This window comes from Streptococcus sp. HMSC073D05, assembly GCF_001812015.1.
Taxonomy (GTDB): domain Bacteria; phylum Bacillota; class Bacilli; order Lactobacillales; family Streptococcaceae; genus Streptococcus; species Streptococcus parasanguinis_D.
In genome coordinates this window covers 312,609-338,965 of record NZ_KV807499.1, presented here as the reverse complement: position 1 = coordinate 338,965, position 26,357 = coordinate 312,609, and the positions used below count along the sequence as shown (strand labels likewise).

Annotated in this window: 23 protein-coding genes, 1 pseudogene and 1 riboswitch; of the genes and pseudogenes, 22 read left to right on the top strand and 2 right to left on the bottom strand. The window is 42.5% G+C overall.

The window, feature by feature from the left end; genetic code table 11:
* The first annotated feature begins 1 nt into the window (after position 1).
* Positions 2 to 895, top strand: a complete 894-nt coding sequence (locus HMPREF2832_RS09100; protein ID WP_003005682.1) for an ABC transporter permease — start codon at positions 2 to 4, stop codon at positions 893 to 895.
* A gap of 9 nt (positions 896 to 904) precedes the next feature.
* Positions 905 to 1,708 (top strand): ABC transporter ATP-binding protein, encoded by an 804-nt coding sequence (locus tag HMPREF2832_RS09095; protein ID WP_003005034.1) that lies wholly within the window; start codon positions 905 to 907, stop codon positions 1,706 to 1,708.
* Positions 1,709 to 1,887: 179 nt separating this feature from the next.
* Here HMPREF2832_RS09095 and treR read toward each other — a convergent pair whose 3' ends face one another.
* The gene (treR, locus tag HMPREF2832_RS09090) at positions 1,888 to 2,553 is read right to left on the bottom strand and encodes a trehalose operon repressor (protein ID WP_410002238.1); all 666 of its coding nucleotides are present in this window, start codon (positions 2,551 to 2,553) and stop codon (positions 1,888 to 1,890) included.
* On the opposite strand from treR, the pseudogene HMPREF2832_RS09085 reads away from it, so the two are divergent.
* From HMPREF2832_RS09085 to HMPREF2832_RS09050, 8 genes and pseudogenes are all read left to right on the top strand, one after another.
* Positions 2,440 to 3,204: pseudogene (locus tag HMPREF2832_RS09085) on the top strand (alpha-amylase family glycosyl hydrolase); the annotation flags it as partial. The gene treR and the pseudogene HMPREF2832_RS09085 sit on opposite strands and share 114 nt — an antisense overlap.
* A 129-nt stretch (positions 3,205 to 3,333) precedes the next feature.
* On the top strand, positions 3,334 to 5,643 hold the full coding sequence (locus tag HMPREF2832_RS09080) for an endonuclease/exonuclease/phosphatase family protein (RefSeq protein ID WP_070506888.1): 2,310 nt from the start codon (positions 3,334 to 3,336) through the stop codon (positions 5,641 to 5,643).
* Between the two features lie 214 nt (positions 5,644 to 5,857).
* Positions 5,858 to 6,652: a pyruvate formate-lyase-activating protein gene (gene pflA / locus HMPREF2832_RS09075; RefSeq protein WP_003008306.1), complete on the top strand. Its 795-nt coding sequence runs from the start codon at positions 5,858 to 5,860 to the stop codon at positions 6,650 to 6,652.
* A gap of 125 nt (positions 6,653 to 6,777) precedes the next feature.
* Entirely contained in the window at positions 6,778 to 7,713 is a 936-nt protein-coding gene (locus tag HMPREF2832_RS09070; RefSeq protein ID WP_048689738.1) for a manganese-dependent inorganic pyrophosphatase, read from the top strand.
* A gap of 63 nt (positions 7,714 to 7,776) precedes the next feature.
* Entirely contained in the window at positions 7,777 to 8,289 is a 513-nt protein-coding gene (locus HMPREF2832_RS09065) for a YiiX/YebB-like N1pC/P60 family cysteine hydrolase (RefSeq protein WP_070506884.1), read from the top strand.
* 208 nt (positions 8,290 to 8,497) lie between these two features.
* Positions 8,498 to 9,199: an MBL fold metallo-hydrolase gene (locus HMPREF2832_RS09060; protein ID WP_070506881.1), complete on the top strand. Its 702-nt coding sequence runs from the start codon at positions 8,498 to 8,500 to the stop codon at positions 9,197 to 9,199.
* On the top strand, positions 9,199 to 9,777 hold the full coding sequence (locus HMPREF2832_RS09055; RefSeq protein WP_070506876.1) for a TetR/AcrR family transcriptional regulator: 579 nt from the start codon (positions 9,199 to 9,201) through the stop codon (positions 9,775 to 9,777). The genes HMPREF2832_RS09060 and HMPREF2832_RS09055 overlap by 1 nt, the downstream gene beginning before the upstream one ends.
* Before the next feature lie 190 nt (positions 9,778 to 9,967).
* Entirely contained in the window at positions 9,968 to 10,618 is a 651-nt protein-coding gene (locus HMPREF2832_RS09050) for a DUF1803 domain-containing protein (RefSeq protein WP_070506872.1), read from the top strand.
* A gap of 36 nt (positions 10,619 to 10,654) precedes the next feature.
* Here the strand turns inward: HMPREF2832_RS09050 and HMPREF2832_RS09045 are convergent, their stop codons facing one another.
* Complete coding sequence (locus HMPREF2832_RS09045; protein ID WP_070506868.1) at positions 10,655 to 12,100, bottom strand: UDP-N-acetylmuramoyl-L-alanyl-D-glutamate--L-lysine ligase; 1,446 nt, start codon at positions 12,098 to 12,100, stop codon at positions 10,655 to 10,657.
* A gap of 87 nt (positions 12,101 to 12,187) precedes the next feature.
* Between HMPREF2832_RS09045 and HMPREF2832_RS09040 the strand changes: the two genes are divergently transcribed.
* From HMPREF2832_RS09040 to HMPREF2832_RS08985, 12 genes are all read left to right on the top strand, one after another.
* Positions 12,188 to 13,816 carry a putative polysaccharide biosynthesis protein gene (locus tag HMPREF2832_RS09040; protein ID WP_070506863.1) on the top strand — a complete coding sequence of 543 codons (1,629 nt, stop codon included), beginning with the start codon at positions 12,188 to 12,190 and terminating at the stop codon, positions 13,814 to 13,816.
* Between the two features lie 138 nt (positions 13,817 to 13,954).
* Complete coding sequence (locus tag HMPREF2832_RS09035) at positions 13,955 to 15,052, top strand: cystathionine gamma-synthase (protein ID WP_070506858.1); 1,098 nt, start codon at positions 13,955 to 13,957, stop codon at positions 15,050 to 15,052.
* Position 15,053: 1 nt separating this feature from the next.
* The gene (locus tag HMPREF2832_RS09030; RefSeq protein WP_023918813.1) at positions 15,054 to 16,217 is read left to right on the top strand and encodes a MalY/PatB family protein; all 1,164 of its coding nucleotides are present in this window, start codon (positions 15,054 to 15,056) and stop codon (positions 16,215 to 16,217) included.
* A gap of 35 nt (positions 16,218 to 16,252) precedes the next feature.
* Positions 16,253 to 16,410: riboswitch (M-box (ykoK) riboswitch) on the top strand.
* A gap of 207 nt (positions 16,411 to 16,617) precedes the next feature.
* Entirely contained in the window at positions 16,618 to 19,278 is a 2,661-nt protein-coding gene (mgtA, locus tag HMPREF2832_RS09025) for a magnesium-translocating P-type ATPase (protein WP_070506853.1), read from the top strand.
* A gap of 219 nt (positions 19,279 to 19,497) precedes the next feature.
* Positions 19,498 to 20,127, top strand: a complete 630-nt coding sequence (upp, locus tag HMPREF2832_RS09020) for a uracil phosphoribosyltransferase (RefSeq protein WP_003005574.1) — start codon at positions 19,498 to 19,500, stop codon at positions 20,125 to 20,127.
* A 128-nt stretch (positions 20,128 to 20,255) separates the two neighbouring features.
* Complete coding sequence (clpP, locus tag HMPREF2832_RS09015; protein WP_021153673.1) at positions 20,256 to 20,846, top strand: ATP-dependent Clp protease proteolytic subunit ClpP; 591 nt, start codon at positions 20,256 to 20,258, stop codon at positions 20,844 to 20,846.
* 276 nt (positions 20,847 to 21,122) lie between these two features.
* The gene (locus HMPREF2832_RS09010; protein ID WP_003013098.1) at positions 21,123 to 21,401 is read left to right on the top strand and encodes a DUF2129 domain-containing protein; all 279 of its coding nucleotides are present in this window, start codon (positions 21,123 to 21,125) and stop codon (positions 21,399 to 21,401) included.
* Between the two features lie 108 nt (positions 21,402 to 21,509).
* Complete coding sequence (locus tag HMPREF2832_RS09005; protein WP_023918808.1) at positions 21,510 to 22,667, top strand: ABC transporter substrate-binding protein; 1,158 nt, start codon at positions 21,510 to 21,512, stop codon at positions 22,665 to 22,667.
* 81 nt (positions 22,668 to 22,748) lie between these two features.
* Entirely contained in the window at positions 22,749 to 23,618 is an 870-nt protein-coding gene (locus tag HMPREF2832_RS09000) for a branched-chain amino acid ABC transporter permease (RefSeq protein ID WP_021153669.1), read from the top strand.
* Between the two features lie 3 nt (positions 23,619 to 23,621).
* On the top strand, positions 23,622 to 24,569 hold the full coding sequence (locus HMPREF2832_RS08995) for a branched-chain amino acid ABC transporter permease (RefSeq protein WP_003008278.1): 948 nt from the start codon (positions 23,622 to 23,624) through the stop codon (positions 24,567 to 24,569).
* Entirely contained in the window at positions 24,569 to 25,333 is a 765-nt protein-coding gene (locus HMPREF2832_RS08990; protein ID WP_049471818.1) for an ABC transporter ATP-binding protein, read from the top strand. The genes HMPREF2832_RS08995 and HMPREF2832_RS08990 overlap by 1 nt, the downstream gene beginning before the upstream one ends.
* On the top strand, positions 25,333 to 26,043 hold the full coding sequence (locus HMPREF2832_RS08985) for an ABC transporter ATP-binding protein (protein ID WP_003005434.1): 711 nt from the start codon (positions 25,333 to 25,335) through the stop codon (positions 26,041 to 26,043). Before HMPREF2832_RS08990 ends, HMPREF2832_RS08985 begins: the two co-directional genes overlap by 1 nt.
* The last annotated feature ends 314 nt before the right edge of the window (positions 26,044 to 26,357 follow it).

Sequence of the window (26,357 nt, the reverse complement as noted above, 5' to 3'; positions counted from 1 at the left end):
GATGAATTTCGTTTTATCAAGTTTATCAGAAGGTTTATTGTGGTCGATCATGGCGATCGGTGTTTACTTAACATTTCGAATTTTAGATATTGCCGATATGACGGCAGAAGGAGCCTTTCCACTTGGGGCAGCAGTTGTAGCCTCCCAAATTCAAGCAGGAAGAAACCCTTGGCTTGCAACTTTGCTGGGCTTTCTAGCAGGAATGATCGCAGGATTGGTTTCTGGGATTCTCCATACAAAAATGAAAATTCCAGCCCTCTTGACAGGGATTGTCACTTTGACCGGTCTTTACTCTATCAATATTAAAATCATGGGGGGAGTACCCAACCTCTCTATTGGCGATGCTAGTACCATTTTCAAAAGTGTCATGAAATTGGGCTTGTCCAATGAAGAAGCTGTCTTTTTGATTAGTATTTCGTGCTTGATCATCGTCTGTATCTTGTTGACCCTCTTAATGAAGACGCAGCTTGGCTTGGTTTTGCGCTCGACTGGTGATAACATTCCAATGAGTGAGGCCAATGGGGTCAATGTAGATAACATGAAGATGTTGGGCTACATGATTTCCAATGGTTTGATTGCCCTTTGTGGAGCCATGTTTGCACAAAATGATGGTTTCTCAGATGTGACTTCTGGTACAGGGACGATCGTAGTTGGTTTGAGTGCGGTGATTATTGCTGAAGTTTTGATCCACGAATTGACTATTGGTTGGCGTTTGCTTTCCATTGGGGTTGGAGCCATTGTGTACCGTCTGATTATCTTAAATATTTACGAGATCCCAAATCTCGATCAAAATATGGTCCGTCTCTTCAATGCGATCTTGCTCGCGATTGTCTTGTTCGCTCCTGAGGCGCAAAAACGTCTTCGTGTTCGCGGATTGAAGTTAGGAAATAAGTAGGAGAAAAGTATGGCAACATTATTATCAATTGAAGGTATTCATAAGACATTTGAAGCAGGAACAGTCAATGAAAACCATGTTTTAAAAGGCTTGGATCTCCAAGTAGAAGAAGGGGACTTCATTTCAGTCATCGGTGGAAATGGAGCTGGGAAATCAACCTTGATGAACATCTTGGCAGGAAATCTGGTCGTGGATGAAGGGGATATCTTGCTAGAAGGTAACTCCATCAAAAATACGAGTGTTCGTAAGCGTGCGAAAGATATTGCGCGTGTCTTCCAAGATCCTAAAATGGGGACAGCTTCCCGTTTGACTATTGAAGAAAATATGGCCATTGCCCAACGTCGGGGGAAATCTCGTGGTTTGAGCTGGGGAGTTCGAGAGAAAGATCGCGAATTATTCCGTGAAGCCTTGAAGGAACTGAATATCGGTTTAGAAAACCGTCTCAAGGTGGATACCCAATATTTGTCTGGTGGGCAACGTCAAGCCTTGACCTTGGTCATGGCAGCCTTGGTCAAACCGAAACTCTTGCTTCTGGATGAACATACCGCAGCGCTCGATCCTAAGACTAGTGAAATGGTCATGGAATTGACACAAAAGATTGTGGAAAGCCATGATTTGACAACCTTGATGATTACGCATGATATGAACCATGCAATTGAATACGGCAACCGTTTGATCATGCTCTACCAAGGCAAGATCGTTGTAGACGTCAAAGGAGAAGAAAAGAAAAATCTAACAGTTGAAGATTTGATGCGCCTCTTCCAACAAAACAGTGGCGAAACCCTGGTTAGTGATGAATTGGTATTAGGATAAAATGAGAGGGGGACAGAAATCGGTAATTCGTTAGAATTCGATTTCTTTGTCCCGCCTCCGCACAGTTGAGTAGGGCTGTAAAAGCTGATGAAATCAGCGTAGTAGAGCCCACTCAAGCACTGCGTCTTGCTCGATAATCCAAGACAATTGAGAGGCTAGGACTTTTGTCCCAGCCTCCTTTATTTCCTCCGCTCTGCATAGTCGACAAAATGAAATTTGTCTAATTTGTGCCGGCTTTCGGTGAATTGGAATTGCCGTCCGTCTGCTAGGTGAACCTGGGAACGGACCGTCACCACGTGTTGGTCTTTTCCAAGATCCAATAAGATTTTGTCACGATTATCGATTGGTGAAATCAAGATTTCTTTTTTGGCATAGCCAATCTGCAATTTCAAGTCTTCTTCTATATATTGGTAGATAGAGTGCTGGGCAATTTCCTTGCTCAGGCCAGGGATCAGCTCTCTGTCTAGGTAATCAATATCTAAGACAGAAGCGACACCATCCACTACCCGTTGCCGGGTGACTTTCCAAACCAAACGGTGAAGGGGGAAACCTGTCTTTTTAGCGCCTTTTTCATCGATACTGATTTGTTCCAAACGAATGACATTGGTTTCTGAGCGAAGACCAGAAGCTTTGACGATTTCTTGGTAGCTGGTTAATTGGGAAACGGGGAAGTCAAAGTGTGCTTGCCTACAAATTTGCGACCCCATCCCTTGAACAGTCTCGATAAAGCCTTCTTCCTGCAAGAGCTCAAGCGTCTCTATCATACTTGGGGCAAGGAAATGAGTGAACGTGGTGGTTGGAGTGCTCTTTTCTGGAATAACCATGACCGACCTCGTGCTTTGAATCGCTTTGTGGATATCAAGAACTTCCGCAATGAAGGAGCGACCATGCTGGCAGCCAGCATCCACCTTTCACGCGGAACACCCTACATCTACATGGGCGAAGAAATTGGCATGATTGACCCAGACTATGATTCGATGGTAGATTATATGGATGTCGAGTCCATCAATGCTTACCAAATGCTTTTGGATCAAGGCAAGTCTCCTGAGCAAGCCTTTAAGATTATCCAAGCTAAGTCCCGTGATAATTCTCGTACGCCCATGCAATGGGATGCTTCTGAAAATGCAGGTTTTTCAACAGGTACGCTATGGTTGAAAGTTGGGAAGTCCTATAAAGATATCAATGTTGAAAAGGAAATGGATGGTCCAATCTTTACCTTCTATAAAGAATTGATTCGCTTGCGCAAAGAAATGCCCATCATTTCAGAAGGAAGCTACCTGCCAGCATTGGAGGATAGTCAAGAAGTCTACGCTTTTGAACGCCACTTAGATGGTCAAAAACTCTTGGTACTCAATCATTTCTATGGAAGTGAAGTCGAAGTAGCGATTCCAAAAGACTACCAAGCAGGGCGCGTGCTCTTGTCCAACTATGAGAATGTAGAGCTTGCTGAAAAGATAATTCTGAAACCGTATCAGACACTGGCAATTTTAGCTTAAGTTCTTGACACTTCGATCTTTTTCGGTCGAAGTGTTTTTCTTTTTGAAAAATATTTTTGAAAGCGCTTGAAAATACAAAGTTCTTCCCTTATAATAAAAGAGGAAAACTTTTTAGGGATGGAGAGAAGCATGAGAAATAACGGAAAAAAGATTCGATTATTAGCAGTAGCTACCTTATTGGTTAGTCAGTTGGGGGTCTTTAACAGTGCCCTCACGGTAGTTGCTGACGAGACCACAGCTTCGACTTCAGAGCCAGCACTTGTGACGAACACTAGTAGCGAGGAAGGCTTGACAAATCATTCGACTTCCGCAACAACAACTACAGAAGCTACGACGAGAGCTTCGAGTGATAGAGGAGAGATATCTAGCAGTTCCTCGGAGGATACCGAAGAGAAAACGGTTAAGATTGGGGAGATTCAAGGGGAAGCGCAACGCTCTCCACTTGAAGGCCAAAAGGTAGCCATCAAAAATGCGGTCGTGACCAAAACAGACCGCTATGGTTTTTATGCTCAAGACATTGAATCGGATGGTAATAGTCGGACTTCAGATGGGATTTATGTAGTTTCTAAATACAAGGTCAAGGTCGGTGACAAGGTAAAAATCACCGGTACTGTCAAGGAAGGTTATATGGAAGAAGTCACCTTGGGAGCTGGGAAGACCTTTAAGGAACCGACGAATAGTTTAACGGTGACCATGTTGGTTGATGCTTGGATCACAAAAGACGGGACAGCCCCTCTTCCAGAAGCTGTGAATATCACTGCAGGGATGCCGGCAGAGGTGAAGACTAATCCAACTGCTTATGCTCCAGAAACCGATGCCCTCGATTATTGGGAAAGTCTGGAAGGCATGCTCACTGTGGTAAAGAAACCGCATGTTTTAGGTCCCCAGTATAAAGGAGATATCTATGTATTGGGAGAAGATTTTACAGGCCTTCCTTTAAACAATATTGGAGGTCTGAATCTACGGCCACATGCACAAAATACAGCGACGATCCCGATTTATGTTGGTAATCAGTTTGTCGCAAAAGCCAAAGATTACTTTGCAGAAGATGTAACAGGAGTGGTGACTTATCGGAATAGCTTTTATAAGGTAGAGCCCACTCAACAGTTGACAGTCCAAGATGGTGGCTTGCAGCGTCAAGCAGCTCAAACCCAACCAAGTGAGGACAAGCTGACCATCGCTTCCTATAATATTGAAAATTTCTCGGCCAACAATGCCAAAAATGAAACGCCAGAGGATAAGGTGACGCTGATTGCTAATTCCTTTATCCATGAAATTCACAATCCGGATATTATTACTTTGATCGAAGTGCAGGACAATAATGGCAGTGTGGATGACGGGACGACCAGTGGTGTTGAAAGTGGACGCAAACTAGCTAGTCGGATCAAGGAATTGGGTGGCAAGAGCTATGAGTATACGGAGGTTGCTCCACTAGATGGCGCTGACGGTGGAAAGCCAGGTTCCAATATTCGTTTGGGAATTCTCTACAATCCGGAACGCGTGACCTTAGCTAAAAAAGAGGCAGCGACTAGCAACGAAGCAGCGCAATTTGACAAGGGACACCTGGTTAAAAACCCAGCTCGGATTGCCCCTAGCGATTCATCGTTTGATCATACTCGCAAGTCTTTAGCCGTTGAGTTTGAATTCAAAGGCCAACCAGTTGTGGTGATTGCCAATCACTTGAAATCAAAAATCGGAGATGATGCTATTTATGGGGCAAGCCAACCAGCAGTGGAACATACCTTGCCAACTCGTGAAGCACAAGCTAGTGTCATCCATCAATTCGTCCAAGAAGGATTGAAGCAAAATCCGAAGACTACCTTCGTTTTGACGGGTGATTTTAATGATTACGATTTCTCAACCACAGCACAGATCCTTGCGGGCAATGAGCTAACCAACTTAATGTCCCAACATGATGCAGGTGATCGCTATTCTTATTTCTACCGTGGTAGCAACCAAGTATTAGATAACATTTTTATCTCAAACAACATGGCAGCCAAAGCAACGTTTGAACCAGTCCATATCAATGCTTCCTTTATGAAGGAACACGGTCGTGCATCAGACCATGATCCTGTCTTGGTCCAAATCGACTTTAGTGGAGCACAAATTCCAGGAACGCCGACGGATGATCAAAAAGGGAATTCAGGACAAGCAATGGATCAAACTAGCCCTTCTTCATCGAATACAGGGTCTCAACTAGCCCCTCATCAGGCTCAAGCTAATGAACAAAAGAGTTCAACATCTGAAAGCAAAGAGAAGGGCAAGAACGAAGATGAGAAGCAAGACGACAAGGAAGAGGTAGCAACAGAAATCAAGACACCAGGTAAACGGAAAATCCTTCCATCTACTGGACAAGAAACAAGTTATCTAGCTCTTCTTGGAGTAGTAGTAGCCACGATCAGTCTTGTCTGGTACAAAAAGAAAAAGACTACTCACTAACGTGTTTCGTAAGAAAGATCTAAAAAAGGAGTTGCTGGCTCCTTTTTTTCTCCTTAAATACAGGACAGTTGGTCCCATATTGGAAACTGTACTAGGACAATGAAAAATACTGAAAAGAACAGTTTCTTTTCAAAAAGAGGCTTAAACTCTTTAAAATAGATGGAATCGTGTTATAATAAAATCATAAAACGTTTTCAAGAGAAGAGGTTCCTCAATGGAAAATGAAACAGTTGACTATGGAAAAGTAACAGGAATGGTACACTCAACAGAAAGTTTTGGTGCAGTAGACGGGCCTGGGATCCGCTTTATTGTCTTCCTTCAAGGCTGTCAAATGCGGTGTCAATACTGCCACAATCCAGATACTTGGGCAATGGAAACCAACAAGTCCCGTGAGCGGACGGTGGATGATGTCTTAGAAGAAGCCCTCCGCTATCGTGGATTTTGGGGTCAAAAAGGGGGAATCACTGTCAGTGGTGGAGAAGCCCTCTTGCAGATTGACTTTTTGATTGCACTTTTTACTAAGGCTCAAGAGTTGGGCATTCATTGTACCTTGGATACCTGTGCCCTTCCTTTCCGGAATACACCTCGTTATTTGGAAAAATTCGACCGCTTGATGGCGGTGACAGACTTGGTGCTTCTCGATATCAAGGAAATCAATGATGAACGACACAAAATTGTGACCAGCCATACCAATAAAACGATCTTAGCTTGTGCCAAGTACTTGTCTGATATTGGAAAACCAGTCTGGATTCGTCACGTTTTGGTGCCAGGTTTAACGGACCGGGATGATGATTTGATCGAGCTTGGAAAATTTGTTAAAACCCTAAAAAATGTCGATAAATTTGAAATTCTGCCTTATCATACCATGGGGGAATTCAAATGGCGTGAATTGGGCATTCCCTACAAATTGGAGGGTGTAAAACCACCGACAAAAGAACGGGTTCAAAATGCAAAAGATTTGATGGAAACAGAAAGTTACCAAGATTACCTGAAACGGGTCAAAGGATAAAAAGTATAGACAGTTGGGCCTTCCAGCTGTCTTTTTCTGATGAAATGCACAACTATTCCCTTTCTTTAAATGGCAAAACGTGCTAAAATAGAGTGAATCTATAAATGAAATAAAGAGGTAGAAACATGTCAAAAATTCTCGTTTTTGGTCACCAAAATCCTGACTCAGATGCTATCGGCTCATCTGTAGCTTTTGCTTATCTTGCAAAAGAAGCTTATGGTTTGGATACAGAAGCAGTGGCCCTTGGAACTCCAAATGAAGAAACAGCTTTCGTGTTGGACTATTTTGGTGTGGAAGCACCACGCGTCATCACATCAGCTAAAGCAGAAGGTGCAGAGCAAGTCATCTTGACGGACCACAATGAATTCCAACAATCAGTATCAGATATTGCTGAAGTAGAAGTATATGGTGTAGTGGACCACCACCGTGTGGCTAACTTCGAAACTGCCAGCCCACTTTACATGCGTTTGGAACCAGTTGGATCAGCATCTTCTATCGTGTACCGCATGTTCAAAGAACACGGTGTAGCAGTGCCAAAAGAAATCGCAGGTTTGATGCTTTCAGGTTTGATTTCAGATACTCTTCTTTTGAAATCTCCAACAACTCACCCATCTGATAAAGTGATTGCGCCAGAATTGGCTGAATTGGCTGGTGTCAACTTGGAAGAATATGGTCTTGCAATGCTCAAGGCTGGTACTAACTTGGCAAGCAAATCAGCAGAAGAATTGATCGACATCGATGCCAAGACTTTTGAATTGAACGGAAATAACGTTCGTGTGGCTCAAGTGAACACAGTTGATATTGCGGAAGTTTTGGAACGCCAAGCTGAAATCGAAGCAGCTATCCAAGCTGCCAATGCCGCTAACGGCTACTCTGACTTTGTTTTGATGATTACAGACATCGTCAACTCAAACTCAGAAATCTTGGCTCTTGGTGCCAACATGGACAAGGTAGAAGCAGCCTTCAACTTCAAACTTGAAAACAACCACGCTTTCCTTCCAGGTGCCGTTTCACGTAAGAAACAAGTGGTTCCTCAATTGACTGAAAGCTTTAATGCATAATGATAAATGGGGAAACCCATTATTAAAAAGGAGTTTCGGCTCCTTTTTTGCTAGGAGAAGATCATGTTAGAGACGGGCGATTTGATTTTTGTGAGAGAAGATACGGAAATGGGGCAGGCCATCCAGGTATCTACTGGCAACTATAGCCATGTGGCTATCTTTTTGGACGGTTTCATTTATCATGCCACGGTAGAAGGTGGCGTCCTTTCCCAAGCCCCTGAGGATTTCTTTGAAGCTGGAAAAGTCTATGACCTTTATCGCTATGCGCAGATTGATTGTCCAGAGGTCAAAAAGCGGGCAGAAAACCTTTTAGGGGCTCCCTACAATGCTTCCTTTTATCCAGATGGAGCTGGTTTCTATTGTTCCCAGTTCATTGCTGAACTACTTCCTATTTTTGAAACCATTCCCATGAAGTTTGGAGATGAGGAACAAGAGATTAGTTCGTTTTGGGAAGATTACTACAGAGAGCTTGGTCTAGCGGTTCCTTTAGATCAGCCCGGGACCAACCCGAGTCAGTTAGCCCAATCACCACAGCTACAGTTTAAAGAAAGGTATTTGGATGATTTGGATTCATGAAACAACAATCTGAATCTTTGATACAGTTTATAAGAGTTGCATCAAACTAAAGAAAAATATGTTCTACGTTCGAATACAACTTGTAAAAGTTGTATTTTTTTCTAATATCCTCTGGATGTTTCTTGTTTAGACAGATAAAATATGATATACTTCACAAAAAAACTAACCACTGGTTAGTTTTTGCTGGAAATCAAAGGAGGAAGTAAATATGTCTTTCTTGTATCGTTTATTAACACGTACAAAACAAATCAGTCCACATATAAAAAAGTTTGAGTCCGAATTGGGCATTTTTGTTGTCAGCATATGGCTAGTTGAATCATCTGGTCGCTTTTATGTGATTGATACGGGAATGCGAGGAATGGAGAAGTACGCTGCCCAGTTTTTACTCCCACAAAAAATTGAAGCAATTTTTCTGACCCATGGACATCCAGATCATATCAAAGGTTTGCCCTATCTTAGACAGCACTTTGGGAACATCCCGACTTTAATCAGTGAGAAGGAATTCCCCTATATTTCAGGCAAAGAACCTTTTCCTAATAGAAAAGAGAAAGAAAAAGTCATTTTTGACCCGGTTACTTTTATAACTGTTGAAAGTCAAGAGGGTCAAGACTTGTTAAGTAGGGCAGGATTAAAACCCCTATTTTCTCCTGGTCATTCCCCTGGTCATGTTGTTTATTACCATGAAGAGGATCAAGTTTTAATTGCTGGAGACCTTTTTACAGCTACGAGAAATGGAAAGTTGCGTCCACCAATGAAAGGATATACAGCAGATATGAGACAAGCTTTAGCTAGTGGAGAAAGAATTATCAAGAGATATTCGCAGGCACTTGTTAGTGTTTGTCATGGTAGTGAGGTAAAAGATGCAGTACGAGATTTTGAGGCATCGGATGGGTTTAAAGGGAGTTTGTAATGGCAAAGGATACAAGATCTAGAATTATCAGGGCAGCCGAAGAACTTTTCCGGACAGAATCTCAGCAAAAAGTAGGAATCAGGCAGATTGCTCAAGCTGCAGGATGTTCACATACAGCTATTTATCAGTATTTTAAAAAGAAAGAGGATATATTATATGCAGTAGCGGAAAAACCGTTAACTCATCTCTATCATACTTGCTTAGAAATCAGTCATTCCAAGCAGAATGATAAGGAACGTCTGCTTCAAATCTGTCAAGTATACGTGGATTTTGGGTTTAGAGAACGTAATATTTATGAATTATTGATTTTTTACCGTGGAGAGCATGAAGATTCAGGCGATTGTTCGCAACCGTTGATGCAATTGAGAATGAAAAGTTATCGTTTGTTGGAAGAAGCTATTGATGTCTTTTTACCGAAAGACTTATCTGATGCAGAAGCGCTAAATATTCGTAGTGGAATCTTTATTTTTTTACATGGCTTAGTGAGTATCTACAGTAGGGACAATGAAGAATGTCCAGAACGCATTAAGCAACTACTGACTGATTTTATTTCTTTTAAAATAATAGAAATGAAATGAGTTGGAATAACTTATGGGGCTTCTACAGTAAACTTGGATTGAAAAGACTAAGTTCTTTTATTGCCTTATTTTCCCCTCTTGCCTGCCTATCCATAAATTGAAGATTTTGTCCTTTGGTATTGATTTCGCTTAAACTAATTTTTATGTTACAATAAGAACGAACCGATAAAACAGTAAACGAGACCTATTTATGATTACAATCATTAATCCTACACGTTTGACACGTCAGCCATTTTTCAAGGACTTGATCAACTATTTGGATCAGCAGGATGATGTGATTTTGCGGCAAATCAAGGCCCAATTTACAGATCAACCAGTGGATAAACTGATGGAGGAGTATATCAAAGCGGGCTTGATCCTTCGAGAAAATAAACGCTACACCCTCAACCTGCCTTTCTTAGAGTCAGCTGATCTTGTTGACCTGGATCAAGAAGTCTTTGTCCGAGAGGATAGTGAACTTTTTCAGGAATTGAAAGCCAAAGTCTTCCAAACAGAACTCAGCAATACGACCAATGAAGCGATTTTGATAGAGGAGACGGACTTTGCGCGAAATGCACAGACCCTTTCCAATTACTTCTACAAGGTGAAACACCAATATCCATTGACAGAGGAGCAAGAAAAGCTCTATGCTATTTTGGGCGATGTCAATCCCGAGTATGCTCTCAAGTATATGACCAGCTTTTTGCTCAAGTTCCTCAAAAAAGAAGTAGTCCAGCAAAAGCGCAGAGATATCTTTGTTGATAGCTTAGAAGTCTTAGGCTATATCCGCAAAAATGATGAAGGCAAATATGAATTAGCAGTGGACTTGGACAAGGAAAGACTGATGTTTATCAAACAATAAAAGGCTAGGAAAATTTCCTAGCCTTCTTTCGTTTGATTATAGGTAACGTTCAGCAATGGCGGCATCCCCTGGATATTCTTCTTTTACCCCATTGACGATTTGGTAGCAGTCAGCTCCTTTTCCTGCGATAATGACAGCATCTTCAGGCTTGCTGGTAGTTGTCATAGCCCGTTGAATGGCTTGTTCGCGATCTGCGATTTTCTCTACAGGGCGCGTGATGAAACTGCTAATCTCTTCAGCGATGGCCAAAGGATCTTCATAGTTGGGATCATCCGCTGTGAGGAAGACTTGAATTTCAGGATGGTCTTCTAAGAGCAAGCCAAAATCCTTGCGGCGGCTCTCTCCTTTATTCCCAGTTGATCCAAGGACTAGTGAAATGGTCCCCGTTTGATGGGTTTCGACAACTGAGAGCAGTTTTTTCAAGCTATCACCATTATGGGCGTAGTCAATGAAGACCTTAGCACCGTTTTGCTGAGTCAAGACTTCCATTCGGCCAGGAACCCGCGTCTTAGCAATCCCTTTTCGGATGTCCTCGAGGCTCGCTCCTAGGCGAAGGCAGGCGAGACCTGCAGCTACAGCATTTTCTTGGTTGAAATGTCCAATCAGTTGGATATCATAGTTTCCAGCTAATTTACCAGTGGCTGAGAAGCTGAAAGCTTTGGAGTTTTCAATTTGATTCTCAGACTGGCTTCCATAAAAATCATGGTCTTGGTTCGCGACTTGGTCCGCTAAAACTTGGAAATGATCCATATCGCTATTGATGACTACGGCTTGGCTGTTCTTCATGAGGAGACGTTTGTGGTAGAAATAATCCTCAAAAGTTGGGTGTTCAATCGGTCCAATATGGTCTGGACTGATGTTGAGAAAAACACCAACGTCAAAGGTCAGACCGTAAACCCGTTTTACCAGATAAGCTTGACTGGAAACTTCCATAATCAAGTGGGTCCGATCATTGGCTACTGCCTCAGCCATCATGGCAAAAAGATCTAAACTCTCTGGCGTTGTCAGGGTCGATTTAAAGAAGTTTTTACCATCCAGTGTTGTATTCATGGTAGACAGCATAGCTGGTCGGTGACTTTGTTCCAAAATATGGTAAGCAAAATAGGCCGCGGTTGTCTTTCCCTTAGTCCCTGTGAAGGCCAATAGTTTTAATTGTTTCTCAGGGTGCCCATAAAACTCCATGGCAATTAAGCTCATGGCCTGTTTGATATCATTGACGAGGATGGCAGGAATACCAACTTCATAATCTTTTTCAGAGACATAAAAGCCGAGTCCATTAGAAATAGCCTGTTCCAGGTATTCTTTTTTGAAGTTGGCCCCTTTGACAAAAAAGAGGGTGCTAGCAGAAACCTTCCGGCTATCATAGCTAATAGCATCAAAACTTGTTCCTTCTAGATGGTAGTAGTATTCACCATTTACTAGAACTTCTCGGAAATTTTGGTCTTGTTTTAAAATGTTGAGGGTTTGTTCAATTGTAATCATAAAACTATTGTAAACCTAAAGTCCCTATTTTACAAGTGTCATGGAAAAGTTTATAATGAAGAGAAGAAGAAACGAAAGAGGACACCAATGAGTCACGAACAAAATGACCAGCAAGCCCAGATGCTACGCGGGACTGCCTGGATGACAGCCAGCAACTTTATCAGCCGTTTGCTAGGAGCTGCTTATATTATTCCTTGGTATATTTGGATGGGAAAATATGGGCCACAAGCCAATGGTCTTTTTACAATGGGTTACAATATCTATGCTTGGTTTCTCTTGATTTCGACAGCCGGGGTACCCGTAGCTGTTGCCAAGCAAGTAGCCAAATACAATACCCGAGACCAAGCCGATCATAGTTTTGCTTTGATTCGAGGCTTCTTGAAATTTATGGGTATTCTAGGCCTTGGATTTGCCATTCTCATGTATCTGTTGTCTCCTGTTTTTGCGAGTCTTTCAGGTGGGGGAAAAGAGTTGATTCCGATCATGCAGAGCCTTTCTTGGGCTGTCTTGATCTTTCCTTCCATGAGTGTCATTCGAGGATTTTTCCAAGGCTTTAACAACATGAAGCCTTACGCCATTAGCCAGATCGCTGAACAAGTGATCCGGGTCATCTGGATGTTGCTCACGACCTTCTTTATTATGAAGATTGGTTCAGGTGATTACGTGCAGGCTGTGACGCAGTCGACCTTTGCTGCCTTTATTGGTATGGGAGCGAGCCTTCTGGTGCTCTTTTATTACCTTGCAAAGACAGGCTTGCTCTCTTCTATTTTTAGAAAGCAAGAGGGAAGTGAAGGAATTGATACTCGGGCCCTCTTGATCGATACGATACGGGAAGCCATTCCTTTTATCATCACTGGTTCTGCGATCCAGCTCTTCCAAATTGTCGACCAGATGACCTTTATTAATGTCATGTCTTGGTTTACAGATTATAGTCAAAAGCAGCTCTTGGTCATGTTTAGTTATTTCTCTGCTAACCCAAATAAAATCACCATGATCTTGATCGCAGTAGCGACTTCGATTGGGGGAGTTGGGATTCCTCTCTTGACAGAGAATTATGTGAAGGGTGACCTAAAAGCGGCTGGGAAGCTCGTACAGGATAACTTGACCATGCTACTTGCTTTCTTGCTTCCAGCTACCCTTGGTGCAGTAGCAGTCGCAAAACCACTTTATACAGTATTCTATGGGCAACCAGATGGCTTGGCATTAGGGCTCTTCATCGTAGCGATGTTGCAGACCGTAATTCTCGGTCTTTACACGGTCTTGTCCCCAATGATTCAAGCCCTCTTCCAAAACCGCAAGGCCATTCGTTACTTCCTCTATGGGGTAGTGGTGAAATTGGTCCTCCAAATTCCATTTATTTTGGTCTTTCGTTCTTATGGGCCACTTTTGTCAACGACCATTGCCTTAATGGTGCCGATCGTCCTCATGTATCGAGAGATCCAAACCATTACTCAGTTTAATCGAACCATCGTCTTCAAGCGGACCTTACTTGGTTCTATTCTTACCGTGGTGATGCTACTTGGAGTCTTGATCGCAGGCTTGATTTTGGGCTGGATTTTCCCACCAAATGGCCGTGTATCGAGCATGATTTATATCGTCGTCATTGGCGGATTAGGAGTTGCTATTTATGGAGCCTTAGGATTATGGCTACGGTATTTTGACCGCTTTATCGGAGGTCAAGCCGCACGTCTCAGACAAAAATTTCGGATTAAATAAATCAGAGGCTGGACATTTATGTCCAGCCTTTTCTTATAGTTTGAAACTATAGCTAGGTCTTGAAAATGGGAAAACCGCTCTCCTCATAATAGTGATAAAATAGTAAGCAGTTAGATTGAATGTTTATCGGAGGGCAATATGAGTAAAAAACGTAATATCAATACTATTTTGGCACAGGCAGGAATCAAGTCGGATAAAGCAACGGGAGCTTTAACGACTCCTTTGCATTTCTCTACGACTTACCAGCACCCAGAATTTGGTCAGTCTACAGGTTTTGACTATACCCGTACAAAAAATCCAACACGCGCAACAGCTGAGAAGACTTTGGCAGCTATCGAAAGTGCAGACTATGCTTTGGCGACAAGCTCTGGAATGTCAGCCATTGTGCTTGCTTTTAGCATTTTCCCAGTTGGTTCAAAAGTCTTAGCCGTTCGTGACCTTTATGGAGGTTCTTTCCGCTGGTTTAACCAACAAGAGCAAGAAGGCCGCTTCTCGTTCACCTATGCCAATACAGAAGAAGAACTGATCCACCATCTAGATAATGATCCGGTGGATGTCCTTTATATTGAAACACCAACCAATCCATTGATGTTTGAATTCGATATTGCTCATTTAGCCAAATTGGCCCATGCAAAAGGTGCTAAAGTCGTGGTGGACAATACTTTCTATAGCCCGATCTATCAACGCCCAATTGAAGAGGGAGCGGATATTGTCCTTCATTCAGCAACCAAGTACCTAGCTGGTCACAACGATGTCTTGGCTGGTGTTGTCGTGACAAATGATGCGGACTTGTATGACAAACTCTTTTACAATTTGAACACGACAGGTGCTGTTCTTTCCCCATTTGACAGCTATCTGCTGATCCGTGGTCTCAAGACGCTCTCTATCCGGATGGAGCGCTCCACTGAGAATGCCCGCAAGGTGGTCGAGTTTTTGAAAACCTCCCCTCAGGTCAAAGAAGTCCTCTACACTGGAAAAGGTGGAATGGTCTCCTTTAAAATTCAAGATGAGAAAAAAATTCCTAACTTGTTGAATTCCCTTCAAGTCTTTACCTTTGCAGAAAGTCTTGGCGGAGTTGAAAGCTTGATCACTTATCCTACCACCCAAACTCACGCGGACATTCCTGCAGAAGTTCGTCATTCATACGGTTTGACAGATGATCTCCTTCGTTTGTCTATCGGAATCGAAGATGCAGATGACTTGATTGACGATTTGAAACAAGCATTGGAGGCTTAAGATGACCAAATATGATTTCACGACTTTACCGAATCGCTTGACCCACCATACCTACAAGTGGAAAGAAACAGAGACAGATCCAGAAATCATTCCGGCTTGGATCGCGGACATGGATTTTAATGTCATTCCAGAAGTACGAGAAGCGGTGATCGGTTATGCGGACCAAATGGTCTATGGCTACACCTACGCATCGGATACCCTCTACCAGTCTATCCTTGATTGGGAAAAAGAAGAGCACGGCTATTCCTTTGACAAGGAAGCTGTCGTCTTTATCGAAGGTGTTGTTCCAGCCATTTCAACAGCTATTCAAGCCTTTACTAAGGAAGGGGATGCTGTCTTAATCAATACGCCGGTCTATCCTCCATTTGCCAGAAGTGTCAAACTCAATCGTCGAAAATTGATCGAAAATTCATTAGTTGAAAAGGATGGTCTTTTCCAAATTGATTTTGATCAGCTCGAAAAAGACATTGTGGAGCAAGAAGTTAAACTCTATGTTTTGTGTAATCCGCACAATCCTGGAGGCCGTGTATGGGATCGTGAAGTCTTGGAAAAAATCGGCCACCTCTGTCAAAAACATGGTGTCCTTCTCGTTTCAGATGAGATCCACCAAGATTTGGCCTTGTTTGGCCACCGTCATACCAGCTTTAACACGGTTGATCCAATCTTTAAAGACTTCAGTTTGATCTTAACCAGTGCAACCAAGACTTTCAATATTGCAGGAACAAAAAATTCCTATGTGGTCATTGAAAATCCAAAGCTTCGTACGGCTTTTAAACAACGGCAATTGACTAATAATCAACATGAAATCTCAGGCTTAGGGTATATTGCTACAGAAGCGGCTTATCGTCATGGCAAGCCTTGGTTGACAGAGCTCAAGCAAGTTTTTGAAAAACACATCGACTATGTGGTAGATGAATTGCATGAAAAGACCAAAATCCGTGTCATGAAACCCCAAGGCACCTATCTTCTTTGGTTGGACTTTTCAGCCTATCCTTATACCGATGATGAGCTGCATGCTAAAATTCATGACCAAGCCAAATTGATTTTGAACCGTGGAACAGATTTTGGAAAAGAAGGAAACTTGCATGCTCGCCTCAATGTAGCAGCCCCTTTCACCCTCATTGAAGAAATCACCAAACGCTTGGTGGAAACTTTTCACAAATAAGTGTTGACTTTCTGTAAGTGAAGGAGTACAATAAACTCGAAATACGGTAGGTGAGGCTACCACAAGGATACGGATGACTACCGCAAAGCAGTGGAGACACTACTCGTTGGTCAACAGTCCTGATCGCAAAGGTCAAGACTAAGCTCATTTCATTGCCTTGTGGAGCTAAAGCTTGGACGGTCAGTTTTTTGAGAGTTTTGATTGAAAAATTAATGACGAGTTTCATGAGTCCTACCGATCGAGGGTAGGACTCTTTTTTATGCCTTACCAAGAAAAGAGAAAGGAGAGAGCTATGATACAAATCGACGATCATCCCGAACCGCACCGAACCAGCCAATCGCTGATTTGTGTCGTAGGGACTCCAAAAGTGATTGGCTCCTGATTGAAAAAGGAGATACCAATGCAAACAAATAAAGAAAGACTCATTGCTACTCTTCAAGAACCACTTGAAAGCACCTTTGCCACCTACAAAACCAGTGCCCTTGGTTTAGTTGACGATCAAGTAGAAGAAAACCGCGATATTTATGGCGAAAATGTCATCACAAAAGGTCAAGAAGATTCCATGATCAAAAAGGTCTACGAATCGATCATCAATCCTTTTACAGTGATTTTGTTGGTCATTGCGCTGGTTTCCTTCATCACCAATGTCTGGCTAGCAAAACCAGGTGAACAGGATCCAACGACCTCTATCATCATTGTGACCTTGGTCTTGATCTCTGGTGGCATCCGCTTCATTCAAGAATTGCGGAGCGACAAAGCAGCTAGCAACTTATCACGTATGATTGTCAATACAGCGACCGTTCTGCGTGATGGGTCAGAACAAGAAATTCCGATCGATGAAATCGTCGTAGGTGATGTGATCAAATTAAGTGCCGGCGATATGATTCCAGCAGATGTGGTCTTGATTGATTCCCGTGACTTCTTTGTCCAACAATCTGGTCTCACAGGGGAAAGTGATGCTGTTGAAAAGGTTTGTCTCAGAAAAGCCGACAGTCAAAATCTAGATAGTCTCTTGGAGAGTGAAAGCTTGGCCTTCATGGGGACCAATGTCATCTCCGGACGGGCAACAGCCTTGGTCTTGGTCGTGGGGGATGAAACCATGATGGGAGCTATTGAGCAAACCATCAACACCTATGACGAACCAACCTCATTTGAGAGAGAAATGAATACCATCTCTTGGCTCTTGATTCGGCTCATGTTAGTGATGGTGCCCGTTGTCTTTGTGATCAATGGTCTCACAGATGGTGACTGGTTAGAAGCAGGTGTCTTTGCCCTCAGCGTTGGGGTTGGTTTGACTCCTGAAATGCTGCCGATGATTATTACAGCGAGTCTTGCGAAGGGCTCCATCATCATGGCCAAGGAAAAAGTCGTTATCAAAAAACTCAATGCCATTCAAGACCTTGGGGCTATTGATATTTTGTGTACTGATAAGACAGGTACCTTGACCCAAGATGAAATCGTTTTGGAGTATCCGCTTGATATCCATGGCGATTTGGATCTATCAGTTCTTCGCCGGGCTTACTTGAATTCCTATTTCCAAACCGGGCTAAAAAATTTGATGGACCGGGCGATTATCAATCGGACCCAGAAAGAAGCCAAGAAACATGAAATCGTTCGCGATCTGGATCAAACTTTCCATAAGATTGATGAATTGCCTTTTGATTTTGAACGTCGTCGCATGAGTGTCATTGTCAAAGACGAAGACGATGTGGTCAGCATGGTGACCAAGGGTGCCTTGGAAGAAATGCTTTCTGTATCGACTTATGTTGAATACAAGGGGGAGATTAAACGCCTGACAGATGAAGTTCGTCAAGAGGTCCTTGCTGAAGTTGCTCAATTAAATGAACAAGGACTTCGTGTTTTGGGAGTCAGCTACAAAACTGACTTGGACGAAAATGACATCTTTAGTGTTGAAGATGAAGGAGATATGATCCTAACCGGTTACCTTGCCTTTCTTGATCCACCAAAACCTTCTGCAGCTCCCGCAATCAAAGCTCTTGCAGAATATGGGGTAACCACCAAGATCTTAACTGGGGACAATGAAAAGGTCACCCAAGCTGTCTGTGAAAAAGTAGGACTAGATGTCGAGCGGATTCTTTTGGGAAGCGAAATCGATACGATGACAGACCAAGAGTTAGCACAAGTTGTAGAAACAACAACGGTCTTTGCCAAACTATCACCCGATCAAAAAGCGCGGATCATCCTCAGTCTCAAGAACAATGGCCACAAGGTTGGTTACATGGGAGATGGTATTAACGATGCTCCATCTATGAAGGTCTCAGACGTTGGGATCTCCGTGGATACCGCTGTTGATATTGCCAAAGAAACGGCAGATGTCATCCTTCTGGATAAGGACTTGATGGTCCTTGAAAAAGGTTTGGTTGAAGGCCGCAAGGTCTATGCCAATATGACCAAGTACATCAAGATGACGGTCTCTTCTAACTTCGGGAACATCTTCTCTCTTCTCTTTGCCAGCATCTTTTTGCCCTTCCTTCCTATGGCCCCCGTTCATTTGATTGTGCTCAATCTTATCTATGATCTTTCCTGTATCGCCCTTCCTTTTGACAATGTCGACAAGGAATTCCTCAAGAAACCTCGTATCTGGGAAGCAAACTCTATCATGCGCTTTATGGCCTGGATTGGTCCAATTTCATCTGTATTTGATATTATTACCTACATGCTTCTTTACTTCCTTGTTGTTCCTATGATTTTAGGTCATGGCTACAACCATGGAGCAACAGATGCAGCAGCCTTTATCATGGTGTTTCAAACCGGATGGTTTATCGAATCTATGTGGTCTCAAACCATGGTTATTCATATGTTGCGTTCACCAAAACTGCCATTTATCCAAAGTCGTCCAGCCTTCTCAGTCGTGGTGACGACCTTAGCAGCAGCCTTCTTTGTAACCTCCCTTCCATATAGTCCTTTGGCTTCTATCTTGAAGTTGAGCCAACTAAATGGATTGTACTTTGTTCTATTGTTTGCGATTATCGTCCTCTATATGCTGAGTGTGACGGTTGTCAAACGTATCTATATTAAGAAATACAAAGAATGGTTGTAATTGATTGATAGAAAGAGTGAGTCCGAACTTAAAAAATTAAGTGTAAGGGCTCTCTTTTTTTTGTAAAATTTGGTATAATAAGAAGAATGTAAAGTTGGAAATGAAGATTTCCATGTGCTGTGAGTATCAAAGAGGGACTGAAAGAAAGAGTAGAGCTTGACTCCACTTTTATCATAGCTCTTTTTTGAATAATAACAGCTTAGAAAGAAGGATCTCAAAATGGGAAAATTAGAAGTTATTACACATCCACTGATTCAACACAAATTGTCTATTCTTCGTCGTACAGATACCTCTACGAAGGCCTTTCGTGAATTGGTAGATGAGATTGCTATGTTGATGGGCTACGAAGTATTGCGTGAATTGCCTCTTGAGGATGTTGAAATTGAAACTCCTATTACCAAAACCGTTCAAAAACAAATCGCAGGGAAGAAGTTGGCTATTGTCCCAATTCTTCGTGCAGGGATTGGGATGGTTGATGGTCTCTTGAGTTTGGTACCAGCTGCTAAGGTTGGCCATATCGGGATGTACCGTGATGAAGAAACCTTGAAACCAGTTGAATACTTGGTGAAATTGCCAGAAGATATTGATCAACGTCGTATCTTTGTAGTAGACCCAATGCTTGCTACGGGTGGATCCGCTATTCTAGCTATTGATTCCTTGAAAAAACGTGGCGCTAGCCATATCAAATTTGTCTGTCTAGTATCAGCGCCAGAAGGGGTGAAAGCTCTTCAAGAAGCTCACCCAGATGTTGATATCTTTACAGCAGCCCTCGATGATCATTTGAATGAACATGGCTACATTGTTCCTGGTCTTGGAGATGCAGGTGACCGTTTATTCGGTACCAAATAAGAAACCATTCATGATTCGTCCGAAAGGTGCTTAAGATTTGACCTTTTTTGACCATTGGTTTATAATAGCACATATACTTTGAACCTCACGAATCGTGAGAATGAATGGATACTAAAGGAGAAGAATAGATGATTCCAGTAGTTATTGAACAAACCAGTCGAGGAGAACGTTCTTACGATATTTATTCCCGTCTGTTAAAAGATCGAATTATCATGGTAACAGGACCAGTTGAGGACCAAATGGCTAACTCCATTATCGCTCAATTGCTCTTCTTGGATGCCCAAGATAATACAAAAGATATCTATATGTATATCAATACCCCAGGTGGCTCTGTCTCAGCAGGTCTTGCCATTGTAGATACTATGAACTTTATCAAGTCAGATGTCCAAACCATTGTTATGGGGATGGCAGCTTCTATGGGAACTATTATCGCTTCAAGCGGTGCGAAGGGCAAACGCTTCATGTTGCCAAACGCCGAGTACATGATTCACCAACCAATGGGTGGTACTGGTGGTGGTACCCAACAAACCGATATGGCGATTGCAGCAGAACACTTACTCAAAACACGGAACAACTTGGAAAAAATCCTTGCGGAAAATTCAGGTCAATCCATTGAAAAAGTGCATGCTGATGCGGAGCGTGACAATTGGATGAGCGCACAAGAAACACTTGAATATGGCTTTATTGATGAAATCATGGCCAATAATAAATTGGGTTAAACCATCCTGTGGGAAGGCCCGTCAAGAGGCTGGACAAAAGTCCTAGCCTCTCAATTATTTTTGGATTGTCGAGCAAAACGCAGTGGTTGAGTGGGATATACTACGCTGATTTCATCAGCTTTTACAGCCTTACTCAACTGTGCGGAGGTGGGACAACGAAATCGAATACTAACGAATTACCGATTTCTGTCCCACTCTCTTTTTTGCTCTCATAAAAGAGTAGTTCTTTTTCTTGAAATTTGATATACTAGTAACAGAACGAGAAAGGGATTGACCATGTTTGAGAAACAAGAAAGAACAGGCTTAATTGTTAAATTGTATTACAATCGAGACGGGAAAAAATTACAATCTGTCGGAGATGTCTTGTACCATTCTAAGAAATGCCGTTATGTCCAATTGTATGTGGACAGCGACAAGGCCGATCAAGTCATGGAAGACTTAAAGAAAGAACGTTATGTCAAAAAAGTCTTGCCTTGCCATCTCAAAGATTTAGATACAGATTTTGTGGGGAGTTTGCAACGATTGGAGACCCCATCTGTGGTCACAGAAGGTTAGAAAACGCAATCATTTGATGGATTGCGTTTTTTTTATTGACAATTGTCAGATAATTCGGTATATTCTTAATGTATTTATTTTAAGATTCATTTAAGGAGATCATTACAAATGAAGAAAAAATTTGCTCTTTCATTTTTAACCATTGCAAGTGTCGCTCTTCTTGCTGCTTGTGGTGAAGTTTCTACTTCAGGTTCAAACACAACTGGTAACGAAATCGGCAAAGAACTAAAAGTCGGTTTTAACTTTGAAAAAACTGGTGAAGTAGCAGCCTACGGTAGCGCTGAACAAAAAGGTGCTCAATTGGCCGTTGATGAAATCAACGCTAAGGGTGGAGCTGACGGTAAGAAGATTGTTGTCACAGATAAAGATAACAAATCTGAAACAGCTGAAGCAGCTACAGTCACTACAAACCTTGTCACTCAATCAAAAGTGAACGCTCTTGTAGGACCTGCGACTTCAGGTGCTACTGCAGCAGCGGTTGCCAACGCTGGTAAAGCAGGTGTTCCATTGGTAACACCATCAGCAACTCAAGATGATTTGACAAAAGGTCAAGATTACCTTTTCCGTGCAACCTTCATCGATAGTTTCCAAGGAAAAATCATTGCCAAATACACAACTGATAACTTGAAAGCGAAAAAAGTCGTTCTCTACTACGATAACTCATCTGACTATGCGAAAGGGATTGCTGAAGCCTTCAAGAAATCTTACAAAGGTGAAATCGTAGCAACAGAAACCTTCCAATCTAAGGATACAGACTTCCAAGCTGCCCTTACAAAAATCAAAGATAAAGACTTCGATGCGATTGTTCTTCCAGGTTACTACACAGAAACTGGTAAGATCGTAAACCAAGCGCGTGGTATGGGAATCAAACAACCAATCATTGGTGGGGATGGATTTAGCGATGCTAAGTTCGTTGAACAAGCAACACCTGCTGCAGCTACAGATATCTACTACGTAGCTGGATTCTCTACTGAAGGTGAAATGACTGATAAAGCCAAGAAATTCGTAGAAGCATACAAAGCGAAATACAATGAAGAACCTTCAATGTTCGCAGCTTTGGCTTATGATTCAGTTTACATGGTTGCAGAAGCATCTAAAGGTGCTAAGAACTCTGTCGAATTGAAAGATAACCTTGCGAAGTTGAAAGACTTGGAAGGTGTGACTGGTACAATGTCAATTGACAAGAACCACAACCCGGTTAAATCAGCTCTTATGATTGGCTTGAAAGATGGTAAAGTCAAATCAGTTGAGTCTGTTAAACCATAATTATCATTTGTTGTTTGTACAAGAGGCTGGGAGAATGAAAATTCCTGGCCTCGCTCTTTATTGTTAGAAAGGATGGTTCAAATGCTCCAGCAATTAGTGAACGGTCTAATCTTGGGAAGTGTCTATGCACTCTTGGCCCTTGGTTATACTATGGTGTATGGAATTATCAAATTGATCAACTTTGCCCATGGGGATATCTACATGGTAGGTGCCTTTATGGGATATTTCTTATTGAACTCGTGGAAAGTAAACTTCTTTGTAGCCTTGCTCCTAGCCATGGTTGGGACAGCTATTTTAGGGGTTGTAATTGAATACCTGGCTTATCGTCCGCTTCGTCATTCGACTCGGATTGCTGCCTTGATCACAGCCATCGGGGTTTCCTTCTTGCTCGAATATGGGATGGTCTTCTTCGTCGGTGCCAATACCCGTTCCTTCCCGCAAGTGATTAAAACAGTTCGTTACAACTTTGGTCCTATTTCAATCTCCAATATTCAGTTGATGATCTTGGGAGTGTCTGTTTTCTTGATGGTCGCTCTTCAATTTATTATTCAAAAAACAAAGATGGGGAAAGCCATGCGGGCTGTATCTGTTGATAGTGATGCCGCTCAATTGATGGGGATTAACGTAAACCGTACGATCAGCTTTACCTTTGCTTTGGGATCAGCTTTGGCAGGTGCTGGTGGTGTCTTGATTGGTTTGTATTACAACTCGATCGAGCCTTTGATGGGGATGACACCAGGGATCAAAGCCTTTGTCGCAGCCGTTCTTGGGGGAATCGGAATCATTCCAGGTGCTGCCCTAGGTGGATTTGTTATCGGTTTGTTAGAAACCTTCGCTACAGCGATCGGTCTTTCAGACTTCCGTGATGCCATTGTGTATGCCATCTTGATTGTGATCTTGCTCATCCGTCCAGCAGGTATCCTCGGTAAAAATGTGAAAGAGAAGGTGTAAGCCATGAAACAAAATTTAAAAGTGAATTTAGTCTGGCTTGGTCTTTTGGTCGCAGGTTTTGCCTTGATCCAAGTCTTGGTTGCAGCGGGTGTGCTCAACCTCTTCTATATCCAAATTTTAGAACAAATCGGAATCAATATTATCCTTGCAGTTGGCTTGAACCTCATTGTTGGTTTCTCAGGTCAATTCTCACTCGGACATGCCGGATTTATGGCGATTGGTGCCTACTCTGCAGCCATTCTCGGTTCCAAATCACCAACCTACGGGGCTTTCTTTGGCGCGATGGTTTTAGGGGCTTTGATTGCTGGTGTCGTTGCCTTGATCGTTGGGGTTCCAACCCTTCGTTTGAAAGGGGACTACCTCGCGATTGCGACACTTGGGGTTTCTGAAATCATCCGGATCTTGATCGTCAATGGTGGTACTCTAACAAATGGTGCTGCTGGGATCCTTGGTTTGCCAGCCTTTACAACTTGGCAATTGGTTTACCTCTTTGTTGTCATTACAACGATCTTTACGATTAACTTCTTACGCAGTCCAATTGGACGCTCTACCCTTTCTGTTCGTGAAGATGAAATCGCGGCAGAATCTGTTGGGATCAATACGACCAAAGTCAAAGTCATCGCCTTTGTATTTGGTGCGATCACAGCGGCGATTGCTGGATCTCTCCAAGCCGGCTTTATCGGCTCTGTTGTTCCTAAAGACTACTCTTTCACCAATACTATTAATGTCTTGATCATTGTCGTGTTTGGTGGTTTGGGATCAATGTCCGGAACAGTTGTGGCAGCCATCGTCTTGGGTATCTTGAACATGGTGCTTCAAGACTTCTCAAGTGTCCGTATGATCATTTACTCATTGGCTTTGATTCTCGTGATGATCTTCCGTCCAGGTGGTCTTCTTGGAACATGGGAATTCAGCTTGAAAAAACTACTCTCAAAAAAGGAGGCTAACTAATGGCACTTCTTGAAGTAAAAAATTTAACAAAAAACTTTGGTGGTTTGACAGCCGTTGGTGATGTGACCATGGAACTCAATGAAGGGGAATTGGTTGGATTGATCGGACCAAACGGTGCCGGTAAAACAACCCTCTTCAACCTCCTAACAGGGGTATATGAACCAAGTGAAGGAACTATTACCTTAGATGCTCAGCTGCTAAATGGTAAAGCACCCTATAAAATCGCTGCAGGTGGTCTGGGACGGACTTTCCAAAATATTCGTCTCTTTAAAGATTTGAGCGTTTTGGACAATGTTTTGATTGCCTTTGCTAATCACCACAAACCACATGTCTTTGCGAGTCTTTTCCGCTTGCCAAGCTATTACAAGAATGAAGAAGCTTTGAAAGCGAAAGCCCTTGAATTGTTAGCGATTTTTGGTTTGGAAAAAGAAGCAGATACCTTGGCCAAAAACTTAGCTTACGGACAACAACGTCACTTGGAGATCGTTCGTGCCCTTGCGACAGAGCCAAAAATCCTCTTCTTGGATGAACCTGCTGCAGGGATGAACCCTCAAGAAACAGCAGAATTGACCCAATTGATCCGTCGCATTCAAAAAGAATTTAATATTACGATCATGCTGATCGAGCACGATATGAGCTTGGTCATGGAAGTAACAGAACGGATTTATGTATTGGAATATGGTCGCTTGATTGCCCATGGTACGCCAGATGAAATCAAGACCAACAAACGCGTAATCGAAGCCTATCTAGGAGGTGAAGCCTAATGTCTATGTTAAAAGTTGAAAATCTTTCTGTACACTATGGCATGATCCAGGCTGTCCGTGATGTCAGTTTCGAGGTAAACGAAGGGGAAGTTGTTTCTCTTATCGGTGCTAACGGTGCTGGGAAAACATCTATTCTTCGTACCATTTCAGGTTTGGTGCGTCCAAGTGCTGGAAAAATTGAGTTTTTGGGTCAGGAGATTCAAAAGGTTCCGGCTCAAAAGATTGTAGCAGCAGGACTCTCTCAAGTTCCAGAAGGCCGCCACGTCTTTCCAGGCTTAACTGTTATGGAAAACTTGGAGATGGGAGCTTTCTTGAAGAAAGATCGAGAAGAAAATCAAGCTAACTTGAAGAAAGTCTTCTCCCGTTTCCCACGTTTGGAAGAACGGAAGAACCAAGATGCAGCAACCCTATCTGGTGGGGAACAACAAATGCTAGCAATGGGTCGTGCACTTATGTCAACGCCAAAACTCTTGCTTCTGGATGAACCTTCTATGGGATTGGCTCCAATCTTTATCCAAGAAATCTTTGATATCATCCAAGATATCCAAAAACAAGGGACAACGGTTCTCTTGATCGAGCAAAATGCCAACAAGGCTCTTGCCATCGCAGACCGCGGTTATGTTTTGGAAACAGGGAAAGTCGTTCTTACCGGAACAGGAAAAGAACTCTTAGCCTCAGAAGAAGTCCGCAAGGCCTACCTTGGTGGATAAGATTTCTAAAGTTCACTAGAATATTAAAAAGAAAGGTCCTGAAGACCTTTCTTCGGATTGATGACAAAGATAATTTAAAAACTTTCCTTAGGTGAGTACGGACGTCAGCGAACTTCTACGAAGTTCCATGACTTAGTTTTGAGCCTAAGGTCTCAAAACTCCCGAGTGCTTGAAATAATCTTGTTTCAAGCACTTTTCTCACGGCGGAAAGTTTCTATATACTCCTAATGATTCAAAAATAGCATAATTTCTATTATGAAGAAACATTAATCTAATTTTATAGGAAAAACAGTTTGAATATGTTCGAAAGAAAG